At 71.3% G+C, this 14,311-nt stretch carries 11 protein-coding genes; 3 read left to right on the forward strand and 8 right to left on the reverse strand.

Features of this window, described 5'->3' with window-relative positions; all coding sequences use genetic code 11:
* Positions 1-81 precede the first annotated feature (81 nt).
* Entirely contained in the window at positions 82-1,056 is a 975-nt protein-coding gene (locus ACIBI5_RS50140; protein WP_397258248.1) for a nuclear transport factor 2 family protein, read from the forward strand.
* On the opposite strand, the gene ACIBI5_RS50145 is transcribed toward ACIBI5_RS50140, so the two are convergent.
* Positions 1,046-3,658 (reverse strand): AAA family ATPase, encoded by a 2,613-nt coding sequence (locus ACIBI5_RS50145; protein ID WP_397258250.1) that lies wholly within the window; start codon positions 3,656-3,658, stop codon positions 1,046-1,048. The genes ACIBI5_RS50140 and ACIBI5_RS50145 overlap by 11 nt on opposite strands.
* Positions 3,659-3,772: 114 nt before the next feature.
* Here ACIBI5_RS50145 and ACIBI5_RS50150 point away from each other — a divergent pair, with 114 nt between their 5' ends.
* A complete protein-coding gene (locus ACIBI5_RS50150; protein ID WP_379614645.1) occupies positions 3,773-4,918 on the forward strand; it encodes an acyl-CoA dehydrogenase family protein in 1,146 nt (381 codons plus the stop codon).
* A 26-nt stretch (positions 4,919-4,944) separates the two neighbouring features.
* On the forward strand, positions 4,945-5,106 hold the full coding sequence (locus tag ACIBI5_RS50155; protein ID WP_379614647.1) for a hypothetical protein: 162 nt from the start codon (positions 4,945-4,947) through the stop codon (positions 5,104-5,106).
* On the opposite strand, the gene ACIBI5_RS50160 is transcribed toward ACIBI5_RS50155, so the two are convergent.
* The 7 genes from ACIBI5_RS50160 to pdxH all read right to left on the reverse strand — a co-directional run bounded on the left by ACIBI5_RS50160 (position 5,072) and on the right by pdxH (position 14,300).
* Positions 5,072-6,505 carry a hypothetical protein gene (locus tag ACIBI5_RS50160; protein ID WP_397258252.1) on the reverse strand — a complete coding sequence of 478 codons (1,434 nt, stop codon included), beginning with the start codon at positions 6,503-6,505 and terminating at the stop codon, positions 5,072-5,074. The genes ACIBI5_RS50155 and ACIBI5_RS50160 overlap by 35 nt on opposite strands.
* The gene (locus ACIBI5_RS50165) at positions 6,492-8,333 is read right to left on the reverse strand and encodes a hypothetical protein (protein ID WP_397258254.1); all 1,842 of its coding nucleotides are present in this window, start codon (positions 8,331-8,333) and stop codon (positions 6,492-6,494) included. The genes ACIBI5_RS50160 and ACIBI5_RS50165 overlap by 14 nt, the downstream gene beginning before the upstream one ends.
* A gap of 93 nt (positions 8,334-8,426) precedes the next feature.
* Positions 8,427-9,197, reverse strand: coding sequence for an alpha/beta fold hydrolase (locus tag ACIBI5_RS50170; protein WP_397258256.1), 771 nt, complete (start codon positions 9,195-9,197; stop codon positions 8,427-8,429).
* A 17-nt stretch (positions 9,198-9,214) separates the two neighbouring features.
* A complete protein-coding gene (locus ACIBI5_RS50175; protein ID WP_397258258.1) occupies positions 9,215-11,434 on the reverse strand; it encodes a SpoIIE family protein phosphatase in 2,220 nt (739 codons plus the stop codon).
* A gap of 123 nt (positions 11,435-11,557) precedes the next feature.
* Entirely contained in the window at positions 11,558-12,262 is a 705-nt protein-coding gene (locus ACIBI5_RS50180; protein ID WP_184958140.1) for a metal-dependent transcriptional regulator, read from the reverse strand.
* Between the two features lie 144 nt (positions 12,263-12,406).
* Entirely contained in the window at positions 12,407-13,648 is a 1,242-nt protein-coding gene (locus tag ACIBI5_RS50185; protein WP_397258260.1) for an MFS transporter, read from the reverse strand.
* A 10-nt stretch (positions 13,649-13,658) separates the two neighbouring features.
* Positions 13,659-14,300 carry a pyridoxamine 5'-phosphate oxidase gene (gene pdxH / locus ACIBI5_RS50190; protein WP_397258262.1) on the reverse strand — a complete coding sequence of 214 codons (642 nt, stop codon included), beginning with the start codon at positions 14,298-14,300 and terminating at the stop codon, positions 13,659-13,661.
* Between the last annotated feature and the right edge of the window lie 11 nt (positions 14,301-14,311).

A 14,311-nucleotide genomic window follows, 5' to 3' on the forward strand; every position in this document is an offset into this window, starting at 1 on the left:
ACAGATTCCCGTGTTCACCGATCTCCGTAATTTCGGTCTCGCCAGGGCCGCTTGGGCCGGGCGGAGGAGAAGGAGACGGCGATGAAGAAGACGGCGATGCTGGCCGGGGCGATGCTGGCGGTGGGACTGATGAGCGCCCCGGCCCAAGCCCGGACCGCCCCCAGCGAGTGCGACAGCGCGATCGGCTGGGTCTCCCCCAACGCCTGCAGCTTCATCAAGCGGCAGGTCGCGTTCGGCAAGGAGGCGCCCGACGCCCTCACGCGAGTCCCGCTTTATCTGGACATCTGGGACAAGGACGCCACCCTCTGGGAGCCGGCCGCCGCCGAACTGCCCCCGACCAAGGGGCTGGCGGAGATCGAAAGGGCGATCACCGGGTCGCTCACCCTCGCCCCCGACTTCCGCTTTCACGGCACGCGGATCGGCGTCGACGGCGCCGCGGTGATGTTCGAGGCGGCCAACGAGGTCACGATCAAGGGCCACGCGATCTCCTACCCGGCCGTCTACCGCGTCCTGATGACCGACGATGGCAAGGTGGTCCAGGGCCGCCGCTATTACGACCGGTACACATGGTTCACGAAGCTCGACCCCGCCGTCCGCAACCTGTTCGCCGGCGTGACCGACTCCGGCCCGGCTGAGACGGGCCGCAGGCCTGCCATCAGCCCGGACGCGCTCGTGGCCCGCGGCCAGGCATGGAACCGCAAGGACGCCGCCGCCCTCCTCGCCCCGCTCACCGGCGCGCCGCTCAAGGGCACGGGCCTGGACGGCCGCGCGCTCAGGACGGCCCAGGGCAAGCTGGCCTACCTGAACGCCTTCTTCGCCCAGATCGGCGAACTCCAGCTGAAGCCCGGCCAGGCGGTCAGAGCGGGTAACTCCACATACGTGGAGTGGTACGGCACGGTCACTCCCAAGCACGGCCAGAAGATGAGCTTCGGCATCATCGAGCGGCTCGACGACCGGTGGGGCGTCACGACGGAGTGGCAGCTCAGCTTCGACCAGCTCCCGCTCATCGCCGACCAGGCCAAGATCAACGCCCTCTACGGCCTGCTCAGGCCTTAGCCACCAGCGCCGCCAGCTCCGACCTGGCGGCGATCCCCAGCTTCGGATACGCCTTGTACAGGTGGTATCCGACCGTTCGGGGGCTCAGGTACAGCTGGGCGGCGATGTCCCGGTTCGAGGCGCCGGTGGCGGCCAGCCGTACCACCTGGCGCTCTTGGGCGGTCAGGACGCTCAGCGGATCGTCGGCGCGGCGCGGCGCCGCGGGGACGTCGCCCGTGAGCCGCAGTTCGGCGCGCGCCCGCTCGGCCCACAGGCTCATCTCCAGCCGGTCGAAGGCCGCCAAAGCCCCCCGCAGCTGCGTGCGCGCCTCGGCCCGCCGGCGCGCCCGCCGCAACCACTCGCCGTAGAGCAGCCGCGTGCGCGCCTCCTCCTGCGGCTGCTCACCACCCTCATGCAACTGTACGGCCAGCGCGAACCGCTCCTCGTCGTCGGCGACCAGCGCGGCGCACCGGGCGGCGACGGCCAGCGCGGACGGCAGCCCCACGGCCTGCGCCCACTCCGCGTACCGCCCCGCGAGCGTCTCGGCCGCCGCCGTGTCCCGGACTCGCAGCGCCGCCTCGACCCGATCCGGCAACATGAAGAGGGAGAACGGCGCATAAGCCGCGCCAGCCACCGGCTCCATCGCCTTCAGCGCCGCCTCCGGCCGGCCGAGCGCCAGCTCCAGCCGCCCCAGAGCCCACGCCCCCACGGCTCCGCTCCCGCTCCGCCCGCGTTCCTCGTCTCCGAGCTCCGCGTGGGCGAACGCGAGCGGCCCGTCCAGCAGCGCGGGGTCGCCGACCAGCAGCGTGCCGTCCTCCTGCGCCTCGATCATGTCCCGGTAGCGCCCGAGGCAGGCCAGGGCCTGCATCCGCGCGTTCAGCCCGACGATCAGCCAGCCGTCCATCCCCCGCGCCCGGCAGTCGGCGACGGCCCGCGCGGCGACCTCGTCGGCCAGCGCGGGCCGTCCGGCCGCCAGCGCCACCTGCGCGAGGAAGAGCCGCCCCGGAATCCCCAGTCCGGAAATATCGGGATCGACAAGCAGGCGTTCCATGAACGCCACCGCCTTCGGCACCTGCCCGCCCATCATCGCCGCCACCCCGAGCGCCCCGCCCACCAGCGGCACGTCCACCGGCGGCATCAGCTCCGCCGCCCGGAGCGCCGGCTCGGCCGCAGTGCCGAACCAGGCGCAGCGGATCGCCTCCAGATACAGGTAAGCGGCCCGTTCGGGATCGAGCGGCGCGATCCGCCCGGCCCCCGCGACGATCACCCGGGCCGCCTCGGCATAGGCCCCCTGCTGCACCTGCACGTGCGCGCGTACCTGGAGCAGGTGGGCGAGCGCGAGCGGGTCGCCGATGCCGCCGGCCCGGTCGGCCAGCCGGTCGGCGTGCTCGAACCGGCCGCCGTCGCTGGCGGCCACGGCCGCGGCGGCCAGCCGTACCGAACGGAGGTCGGGGTCGGGAGTGAGCTCGGCGGCGCGCTCGTAGGCGGCGGCCACGGCGGCATAGCCCGCGCGCGTCTGCGCGCGCTCGGCGACCCGCACCAGCTCGGCGGCCACGTCCTCGTCGGGCGCGGCCGTCGCGGCCGCGAGGTGCCACGCCCGCCGGTCGGCGTGCTCGCGCCCGTCGAGCGCACCCGCGAGAGCCCGGTGTACGGCCAGCGCCGTCGTCAGAGGCACATTCTGATAGGCCGTGGGCCGGATCAGCGGATGACGGAAGCTCACCTCCTGCCCGGCTACCTCGACGAGCCGGGCCCGCCGCGCGCTCTCCAGGTCCCCGATCCCCGCCCCGAACTCCTCACCGGCGCGCAACACCACGCCCAGCGAGCCGGTGTCGTCGGCGGCGAGCACGGCCAGCATGAGCTGGGCGGCCTCCGGCAGCGCGGTGATCTGCCCCAGGAACGCCTGCCGCACCCGGCTGGCGACCGGGATCTTGGTGTAGGGGGCCAGCCGGCCGGCCCGCTGCTCGGGGGTGAGGACGGCGGGCAGTTCGAGCAGGGCCAGCGGGTTGCCGTCGGCCTCGTCGAGGATGCGCTCGCGCACGGCGGGCGCGAGGTCGGCGGGCAGGAGCGCCGTGGCGGCGGCGCGGTCGACGCCGCGCAGCACGAGTTCGGGCAGCCCGGCGGGCTCGGCGGCGTCCCGGGTGGCGAAGATCAGCGCGATGCCCTCGGCGTCGAGCCGCCGGGCGGCGAAGACGAGCGCGTCGAGCGAGGCCTGGTCGACCCACTGCGCGTCGTCGACGACGCAGAGCAGCGAGCCGTCCCCGGCGATCTCGGCGAGCAGGCTGAGCACGGCCAGCCCGATGAGGAAGCGGTTCTCGGGAGCGAGCGCGCCCAGCCCCAGCGCGCCCCGCAGGGCCTCGGCCTGGGCCTGCGGCAGCGCGTCCAGGCGGCCGAGCTCGCCGCGCAGCAGCAGGTGGAGCGCGGCGAACGGCAGCTCGGCCTCGGACTCCACACCGGCCCCGCGCAGGGTCCGCAGGTCCCCGGCCCGCTCGGCGGCGTGCCGAAGGAGCGCGGACTTGCCGGCGCCGGGCTCGCCGCGGATCACCAGGACCCCGCTGTCGCCGTCGCGGGCCGAGTCCAGCAGCCGCTCGACGGCCGTCTGCTCGTCCCCCCGGCCATGCAACATGGGGATGAATCTACCGGGGGCCCATTGCCGCCCCGTACGGTGGGGAAAGCGGGTATACCTCCGAGTAACAGAATCGTATTCTGTTGCCCATCCATCAGAGTTGGAGGCGAACAGATGCAGCGAGACCTCTTCGACGACGAGCACCTGCTCTTCCAGGAGACCGTCCGCGAGTTCATGACCCGCGAGGTCCTCCCCCACCACGACCAGTGGGAGAAGGACGGCATCGTCCCCCGTGAGGTCTGGAAGAAGGCCGGCGAGATCGGCATGTTCGGCTTCGCCGTCCCCGAGGAGTACGGCGGCGCCGGCATCACCGACTTCCGCTACAACGCGATCATCACCGAGGAGATCATCAGGACCGGCGCGTCCGGCCTCGGCTGGGGCCTGCACAACGACGTCGTGGCCCCCTACCTGGTCGAGCTGACCGACGAGGAGCAGAAGCAGCGCTGGCTGCCCGGCTTCGTCAGCGGCGAGCTGATCACCGCGATCGCCATGACCGAGCCGGGCGCGGGCAGCGACCTTCAGGGCATCCGCACGACCGCGATCCGCGACGGCGACCACTACGTCGTCAACGGCCAGAAGACGTTCATCACCAACGGCATCAACTCCGACCTGGTCGTGATCGTCGCCAAGACCGACCCCGACGAGGGCGCGCGCGGCACCACGCTGCTCGTCGTCGAACGCGGCATGGACGGCTTCAGCCGGGGCCGCAACCTGGAGAAGGTCGGGCTCAAGGCGCAGGACACCGCCGAGCTGTTCTTCGACAACGTCCGGGTGCCGGTGTCCAACCGGCTCGGCCCGAACGAGGGCGAGGGCTTCTTCCAGCTGATGAACAACCTGCCGCAGGAGCGCCTGTCGATCGCGGTGGTGGCGGTGGGGGCGGCGGAAGCCGTACTGGAGATGACGATCGAGTACTGCAAGAACCGCCAGGCGTTCGGCCGCAACATCGGCAAGTTCCAGAACACCCGGTTCGTGCTGGCCGAGCTGGCCACCGAGGTCGAGATCGCCCGCCACTACGTGGACAAGTGCGTCCTGGCGCTCAACAAGAAGGAGCTCTCGGTCGTCGACGCGGCCAAGGCCAAGTGGTGGACGACCGAGCTGCAGAACAAGGTCATCGACCGCTGCCTGCAGTTGCACGGCGGTTACGGCTACATGATGGAGTACCCGGTGGCCAAGGCGTGGCTGGACAGCCGCGTGCAGACGATCTACGGCGGAACCACCGAAATCATGAAGGAGATCATCGGCCGCTCTTTCGGCTTTTAAGCGGAAAAGTTGGCCATACTGGCCCTATGGACGGCGGCCTGATCCTCCTGGTTTTCCTGGCGTTGCTGTTCGCCTGGGGTCTCAACCGTGTCCGGCGGTCCTTACGGCTGGGCCCCGTCGGCTACGTCGGCGTCATGCTGGTCTTCATCATCGTCATGCTCCTGGTCTGGGGACAGACGATGCGCTAGCCGGGTCGGCCCAGCGGTAGAACGTCGCGCTCCCGTCCGGCCCGAGCTGCAGCACGGGGATGTTCTTGCCCACCGGGTCGCCGCCGTCGCCGATCGTGAACGGCCCGCTGGCGCCGGCCAGTGTCAGCGTGCCGCTGGTCAGCACGCTGGCGATGTCCCGCGCGGTCGGCAGCTCCCCGGCGAACTTCTCCACCGCCCTGATCGCCAGGTACATGGCGTCGTGGTGCACGATGGCCATGCCGTCGTCCAGCGACTCCTTGGGGTACAGGGCGCGGTAGGCGGTCGGGCTCTCGTCACCGAAGCGCTTCTTCATGTCGTCGATGACCGGCCCGCCCGGCTGCGTGACCCCCTGGGAGTGCGCCAGCGCGGTGTAGAAGAGCCGGATCGCCTGATCGCCCCACATCGGCTGCTTGACCGGCCCGGTCAGCTCCGCCACGTCGTCGCCGCTGATCACCGTGATGCCGCGGTCGGCGCACCTCGCGTGCCTGCTCAGCCCGGCCATCAGCGCCGGCAGGTGGTCCGCGCGGCCCGCGTACAGGACCGTGTTGGCCTCCGAGGTGCAGACGCGCTCCGCGTTGAGCCCCAGCACCGTTCCCGGCGAGCCGGCCCCCGCGTCGAACGTGAGCGTCTCCTCCAGCTCCTTGTCCTCCAGTTCCCGGGTGAAGTGGTCGCCGAGCGTCTTGGTGTAGCTGTCACCCCGGTTCCTGTCCTTGACCACGATCGCCTTCAGAACCGGGTTGGTGTGCCTGGCCAGCCGCAGCACCGCCTTGGCCTGGTCGCCGTTGAGCGGCGCGACCCTGGCCAGGCCCTTGAACGGCCCGAACTCGTCGGAGGTGATCACCGCCGCGGACATTCCGTAGTACCGCTCGCTCAGGTCGGCGACCGACTTGCGCGTGCTCTCCGTGCTCGCGCCCAGCCCGGTCACGGCCACGACGCGCTCGCCCGCCGCCCGCCGTTCGAGGTCGGCGAAGGTCGCCTCCCAGTCGTCCGGCCCGTTGCTCCCCACCAGCACCTTGACGTACGGGGGCGACTGCTCCAGCCGGTTACGCCAGAGCTGGGCCAGATGGATGCCCTGCAACCCGTGCCGGATCGTCTGGCGCGACATCGAGATCTCCGGCACCTCCCCCGACATGGGCAGCAGCGCGACGATCGTGACGTGCGCGTCAGGATGCTTCTTCTCGACCTCGGCGTTCTCCAGCCGGATGCGCTCCATCACCTCGGTCAGGTCCTCGCCGAAGGCGCCGGGATCGTCGGTCAGCGGCGTGGTCCGCACCACGATGCTCACCACCATGCCCGCCACCAGCGCCAGCGCCGCGATCGAGGCCGCCAGCACGATCCGCCGCCGGCGCCGCGCACGGGTGAAGGACTTCAGGACCCGCGATCGATCAGGACGTGACATACCGGTCAGCCTCCCGCTTCAGCACGGACTTGCTCGCCTTCGAGCGATCGCGCAGCTCCATCAGGCCGTACGCGATGTCCGCGCGCCGCCGTCCGGACGGGTCGAGGAGAGGGTCGTTCCAGAACCAGCGGTCCACGACCAGCGTCCTGATCCTCGCCCTCCAGTCGTCGGGCCCCTTCGCCGAGCCGGTCACCAGCGCGTCGTACAGGTCCTCCAGATCCCGCTCAAGCGGCAGCCGGCTCGGAGCCGTGGTCACCAGGTTGAACTGGGCGATCCACTCCGGCAGCGCGCCCCGCGCGTCGAGCTCGTCGAACCGGCCGTCCAGCCAGGCGGTCACGCGGGCCAGATGCCCGCCGGCGTCGCCGGGCCGTACGCGGGCCAGGGCGTGGTAGAAGCCGTCGGCCTCCCTGCCGCGACCTTCGGCCTGCCCGTCGCGGCCCTTGGTCTGCCCGTCGCGGCCTTCGGCCTCCCGGTCGCGGCAGAAGGACTCCAGCAGCTCGTGCGTCCGATCCCACTGCTCCTGGCTGAGCCTGTGCAGCAGCAACCGCCTCAACCAGGGGTGGATGACCGTGCCCAGCTCGCCGTCGTGCGTCAGCCAGAGGGCGTCGGCCAGCCGGTCGCGCAGGTTCGGCCGGGCGCTGAGCGCGTTCTCGGCGTCCTCCACGTGCCGCGCCGCCGCCCAGCCGGACAACTGCTCGCGGTCAGGCAGGTGCAGCCACCCCGGCCAGCGCAGCGCCTCCTTCTGGTGGAGGATCGAGCGGAACGCGTCGTCGTCGGGCGCCGATCCGGCCCAGTCGAGCAGTTCCAGGGCGGTCTGCCGGTGCCCGCCGGTGAGCCGGTCGATCGCGTCGGCGTAGCGCCGCCCGCTCTCCACTGTGGGCAGCGGCGGCATCAGCACCGGATACCACCACCGGTCCTCGCCTTCGGCCCGGTGGGCGAGCCAGCCGGAGTGGCCGGCCTCGGGCAGCGTGGGCGGTTGCGGCCTGCCGGCCGCGCCCAGGCCGGGCCGCGCCCACGTCCCGCCCACCGGCACCCAGGATCGCGCGGTCGCCACGACCACCAGAGGGTCGTCGCCCTTGGCCGACCTGAGCGCCTTGAGGAAGGCCCGGCCGCCCACGGTCTCGGCGCCCTCCAGCACCAGCAGGCAGTTGCGCGGATGCCGCCCCGGCTTGGCGTACTCCTCACGCAGGTCGGCGAGGAGCGCCTGGCACAGGACCATCGCGGGCGCACCCGTCAGGTCGGCGCCCCCGCGCTGATGCTGTCTGGCCAGGGTCACCAGGTTGCCCTCGGGAAGCTGCGCGGTCAGCCACGTCCTGCCCTTGCGGTTGAGCTGCCTGACCGCGATCCGCTCGCGTACCAGCGTCAGCCGGAGCAACGACACGCCCACAGCCAGAAACGGCCCGACCCGCGGGACCAGCCCGAGCAGCTCGCGCAGCGGGTCCAGGAACTCCGGCGGATTGGGCGCCGTGCCGTCGACCAGCCGGTCGAGCTCCCCCTCCACCTCGTGGTCCGGGCGCTCACCCGGCCGCAACGCCAGCACGTGCAGGGTGAACACGACCCTGGGCAGCTTCACACGGGAGCTCCGCATCAGCCCGTGGGCCACGCGCGCGACGATCCGCGACACCGGCAGAAGCTCGTCGTCCTGATCACGCAGGCTCACCCGGACACCCGGTGACGCGGGCTCCACCGCCACGCTGTCGCGGACGTCCGAGGCCAGCGCGCCCTTGCCCGTGCCCGGCGGGCCGAGCAGCACCACGATCGGCAGCTCCTGCCCGCCTTCGCGCAGCAGGCAGTCGTCCATGACCAGGTGTCGCCAGGAATCGTCCACGAAGTGCGCCATCACGTCCTGCCGGCTCGTCAGGCGTGCGTCCCCGAGTGATCACTCACAGTTTACGAGCCACGTCAGGAAAGCGCGCTCGATTCAGCAGGACTCGAGGATGACACGGGCCACCAGGCCGGGATCGTCGCTCATCGGCAGGTGCCCGCAGCCCTTGAGCAGCTTCACCCGCTGCCCCGACCACTTGGCCGCGCGCACCGCCTGCCTGCGCGGGAGCAGCCGGTCGTGCTCGCCCCACGCGATCGTGATCGGCGACTTGGGCGGGGCGGGCGGCATGAGGTTGGTGAACGACTCCAGCGTCTCGTCGAACCCGGCCGCCCCGGCCAGCGCCTGTGTGGCCGCCATCAACGCGGTCGGCGTCAGTCGCGACGGGTGGGCGACCAGCAGGCCCGCCGACATCGCCCGGCCGAGCGGGTTCTCCGCCGCCCTGGCCGCCTGCTCATACGGCAGCGACCGGGCCGTCGAACGCAGCCCGCGCAGCGCCGTCTGGCACCACACCAGCTCCGAGCGCGACCAGAAGCCGGCCGGCGAGAGGGCGGCAGCCGTACGGACGACTCCGCGGGAAGCCAGCTCCAGCGCGATGTAGCCCCCGAGCGAGTTGCCCGCGACGTGCGGCTCGCGCACCCCCATCAGCGCGCAGAAGGACTCCACGGCGTCCGCGAGTGATTCCGCGGTGTACGGCGTGCCGTCCGGCAACCCCGGCGAGACCCCGAAGCCGGGCAGATCGACCGCGATCACGTCGCGAGCGGCGGCGAGCCGGTCGAGCACCGGCAACCAGGCCTGCCAGTGGTGCCCGATGCCGTGGATGAGGATCAGCGGCGCGCCCGTGCCACGGCGTTCGAAGGCCAGCTCCATGCCGACGAGTCAACCACTCAGCGGCTGCGCGTGGGAATCTCGAACCAGACCGCTTTGCCTTCCCTGGTCGGGCGCGAACCCCACCGCTTGGCGAGCTGGTCGACCAGGTAGAGGCCGCGCCCGCCCTCGTCGTTCTCGCCCGCGCTGCGGATGCGCGGCAGGCGCAGGTCCTGGTCGAACACCTCGACCCAGACCGACTCCTCGCCCCTGCGCAGCCGGAGCGTGAACTCCTTGTCGCCCATGATCTCGTCCTCGAACGGTACGTCCCAGGACTCCTCGAACGGCAGCGGCGGCCCCTCGACCACCAGCTCCCGGCGCGGCACGCTCGCCGTGGCCGCGTGCAGCACCACGTTCGTGACGACTTCCGAGACCAGCAGGCAGGCCAGCTCGGCGCGCTCTTCGGGCACGTTCCAGCCGGTGAAGGCCTCGGCGGCCATCCGCCGGGCTTCGCCGACCATGATCGGCTGGGCGGGGAACGTGCGTTCCTCGACGTCCAGGTCGATGTCGCTGGAGCGCAGCACCAGGATCGCCATGTCGTCGTCGATCTCGCCCGGCACCGCGACCGTGGCGGCGTCGGCGACACGCTCGACGTCGTCGCCGGTGGCCTTGGCCAGCTTCTCGCAGAGGATCCCCAGCGTCTCCTCGTCGGTGGGGACGCGGCCGTCGCGGGCGGGGCGGCGATCGACCAGCCCGTCGGTGTAGAGCAGCAGCGCGGCGCCGGGCGGCAGCGTGCGGGTCTCCTCCTTGTAGACCAGGTCGGCGTGCAGGTTCTTGGCCCGCACCCCGAGTGGCTGGCCGACCTCCTCGATGTCCATCTCCAGGCACTGGCCGTCGACCAGCAGCAACGGCGGCGCGTGGCCGGCGTTGGCGAAGGACAGCTGGCGCGACCACGCGTCGTAGACGAGGTACTGGCAGGTGACGATCGGCGGGATGCTCACCTCGGTGCCGTTGTCGTCCTGCTCGGGGGTGGCGATGATGCGGGTCCACTCGTCGAGCCTGGCCAGGATGTCGGCGGGCGACTTGTCGTCCTGGGCGAAGGCGCGCAGCGCGGCGCGCAACTGGCCCATGATGGCCGCGGCCTTGGCGCCACGGCCCTCGACGTCGCCGATGACGATGCCGACCCGGCCCGCCGACAGCGGGATCACGTCGTACCAGTCGCCGCCCACCTGGGTCTGGATGCCCTGGCCGTGGGAGGCGAGCGGGGCCGCCGGGTAGTAGCGGACGGCGATCTCCAGGCCGTCGAGCTGCGGCAGCGCGCGCGGCAGCAGGTGCTTCTGGAAGGACTCGGCGGTGTGCCGCTCCTCCTCGAACAGCAGCGCGTTGTCGATCGCGAGCGCGACGCGGGTGGCGATGGCCCCGACGAAGTCGCGGTCGAAGGCGTCGTAGTGGGGGCTGCGGCGGTCGGTGAGGTTGGACAGCCCGAGGTACATCAGGCCGAGCGTCTCCCCGCGCACGCACAGCGGGGCGACGATGGCCGAGGTCATGCCGACCTCGCCGCACAGCTGGGCGCTGCCCTCGTGGGGGGCCGGGAAGCTGCTGGACGCGAAGTCCTCGACCAGGATCGTCTCCTGGCGGCGCATCGCGGTGTCGGCGTAGTGGCCGGAGGGGTAGCGGATCTCCGCGCCCACCGGCTTCCACGTGCCCGGCGGCGGCGTCCAGCCCTGCACGTGCTGGGAGACGCGGCGCACCAGGCGCTCGCCCTCCATCAGCTCGATGAAGCAGTGGTCGGCGAACTGCGGGACCAGCATCTCGGCGACCCGCTTCAGCGTCTCCTCGACGTAGAGGGAGCCGGCCAGCCGTTCGCCGATGCGCTCCAGCAGGCCGAAGCGGTCCTTCTCGCGCTCGTTGCTGCGCAGGGCCTCGCGGGCGGTGATGACGATGCCGGTCACCGAGCCGGACGGGTGGCGCAGCGGCACCGCCTGCGCCCGGACGTAGATGATGGTGCCGTCGCCGCGCCGTACGTCGAAGGTGCCCTCCCACACGCCGCCCTTGAGCACGTGCTTGGCCAGCTCGATCGCGAGCGGGTGGTCCTTCTCCATGATCCCGAGGGACAGGACGGACGTCTCCCTGCTCGACGACTTGCCGGGGCGGCCGAACAGCTTCTCCGCGAAGGGGTTCCAGTAGAGCAGGTTGCTGAACCTGTCCGTCACGACGACGGCCATCTCCGCGTGATCCAGCACCGACCCGGCTGCCAAATGATCAGCCGCGTCCGGTGACAGATCCCCCCATCGCTTCATCCGGAGACCACTCCTCGGGGAGGCTTATGCGAAAAGCGAACCACGGGCGCTCCTGCAACAGTCATGGCCGGGGGGAGTGGAGGGTTCTCCCTTGAGGGATTCAACCAAGCAGAAGCTCGCGCGTCAGCGCCTGGAGACGAAAACGTGCGCGGCAACCTCACGCGGAAGTTCCGCGGGAGTTCCGTTCGCGTCTCCGTCACCTGTCACCCGCACACCGTCGTCGCTCGCCGCGAGCGTCACCTCGCGTCCGGGTTGTATCCCAACTTGCTTGAGTTTAAGCATCACAGCGGGATCGCTTTGCACTTGTTCGCTAATTCGCCGCACGACAACCGCCATATCGCGGGGTCCGGCAAGATCGGCCATGGCCTCCAGGGGCTTATCTGCTGCTTCATCCGCTTCGTGCGCGCCAAGCTCGGCCAGCCCGGGGATGGGGTTGCCGTGCGGGCAGACCGTGGGGTTGTCGAGCAGCGTGACCAGGCGGCTCTCCACCGATTCCGACATGACGTGTTCCCAGCGGCAGGCCTCGATGTGCACCTCCTCCCACGGCAGCCCGATGACCTGGGTCAGCAGACACTCGGCGAGGCGGTGCTTGCGCATGACGCGCGTGGCCAGCGTGCGGCCGAGGTCGGTCATCGCGAGGTGGCGATCGCCCTCGACTTTCACCAGGCCGTCACGTTCCATACGGGCGACGGTCTGGCTCACTGTCGGGCCGCTCTGCTGGAGCCGCTCGGCGATGCGGGCGCGAAGAGGGACGATGCCCTCCTCTTCGAGTTCGTAGATCGTGCGGAGATACATCTCCGTGGTGTCGATCAGGCCGTGTGCGGTCAAGGCTCCTCCCATCTTGATGCTACGCCGGTCCGGCGGGGACTGAGCCCGTCCGCGGCGGGCACAGAGGTCAAAGGGAACCCTATTGGGAGATCGACCGACGATGGCAAAGGACGGGAACAATAGTGCGGCCCGGTTCCTTCCCGATCACCGCCGTTGCGAGCGGTAGTTCCTGAATCCCGGTACGGCCAGCCCCACCAGCAACACCGCCACCGCGCACGCGAGACCGCCGCCCACCCAGGCCCCGGCCAGCCCGAACACCGTCGCGGTGGCCCCGGCGCGGACGTCCCCCAGCCGCGGCCCGCCGGCGACCACCACCATGAAGACGCCCTGCAGCCTGCCGCGCATCTCGTCGGGCGCGTAGAGCTGCAGGATCGACTGCCGCCACACCGACGACACCACGTCGGCCGCCCCGCCCAGCGCCAGGAACCCCACCACCAGCCAGAGCGACTGCGCCAGCCCGGCGGCCGCGACCGACAGGCCCCAGAGGGCGATGACGAGGACGAGCGCGAGCCCCTGCCTGCTGACCCGGCCGACCCAGCCGGAGAACAGCGCGCCCGCGAACGACCCGAGCGCCATGGCCGCGTTGAGCCAGCCGAGCGCCAGTTCCGAGCCGCCGAACCGGGTGGCGGCCAGCTCGGGGAACAGCGCCCTGGGCAGCGCGAACACCATCGCGATGATGTCCACGACGAACGACATGAGCAGCACCGGCGTGACCAGGATGTAGCGCAGCCCGTCCAGGACGGCCCGCGCGCCCGGCCGGGTGACCTCGCCGACGGGCGGCAGCGGCGGCAACTTGATCGCGGCGTAGAGCCCGGCGCTGAACAACACGGCGTCGATCGCGTACGCGGCCGCGAACCCGGAGGCGGCCATCACCACCCCGGCGAGCATCGGGCCGGCGACCGCGCCCACGCTGAAGACGAGCGACTGCAGGGCGTTGGCCGCCGGTACGCGCTCCGGTGGCAGGATCCTCGGAATGATGGCGCCCCTGGTGGGCGAGGTGATGGCGAACCCCGTCGCGTTGACTGCCATCAGACCCAGGAGCAGGTAGACGTTGCGCAGGTCCAGCAGAGCCTGCAGGAGGATGAGCAGGGTGCTCGCCCAGGCGATGAGCGAGCCGATCAGCAGCAGCTTGCGCCGGTCCATGGCGTCGGCGACGGCGCCGCCCCACAGACCGAAGACGACGAGCGGGATGAGGTTGGCCAGGCTGAGGAAGCCGACCCACAGGGAGGAGTGGGTGAGCACCCACACCTGCTGACTGGCGGCCACCACGGTCACGCCCAGACCGACGTGGGAGACGGTCTGGCCGATCCAAAGCCGCCGGTAGGCGGGGACCTGCAGTGGCCGGGTGTCGACAAGGTACCTTTTGATCAAATCCCCGATTGCCACCTAAGGCACATTAAGGGGCAAGTCTCTCCAGCTCCCAGCCGGGGTGCGCGCGCCGGTACCGGAGCCGGTCGTGCAGCCGGTCCAGCTGGCCCTGCCAGAACTCCATCTCGCCGGGCACCACCAGGTAGCCGCCCCAGAAGTCCGGCACCGGCGGATCCTCCGGCCAGCGGGCGGCCAGTTCCTCGTAGCGCCGGTCCAGGTCCTCCCTGGATCGGACCACGGCCGACTGCCTGGAGGCCCAGGCGCCTATGCGGGAGCCGTACGGGCGGGAGTTGAAGTATTCGGCCGAGCGCTCGTGCGACAGCCGTACGACGGAGCCCTCGACGCGCACCTGGCGGCGGATCGGGTGCCAGGGGAACAGCAGCGACGCGCGCGGGTTCTCGGCCAGGTCGCGGCCCTTGCGGGACTCGTAGTTGGTGAAGAAGACGAAACCGTCCTCGTCGTAGCCCTTGAGCAGGACCGTTCGGGCACTGGGCCGCCCGCCGGCGGAGGCGGTGGCGACGACCATGGCGTTGGGCTCGGGCAGGCCGGCGTCGAGCGCCTCCTGGAACCAGACGGTGAACTGGGCGATGGGGTCGGCGGCGACGTTGGCTTCCAGCAGGGGCTCGCCTTCGTACGAGCGGCGCAGCCCTGACAGCGAGGTGGCATCCACGAGACGGTATT

This window comes from Nonomuraea sp. NPDC050540, from assembly GCF_044457485.1.
Classification (GTDB): Bacteria; Actinomycetota; Actinomycetes; order Streptosporangiales; family Streptosporangiaceae; genus Nonomuraea.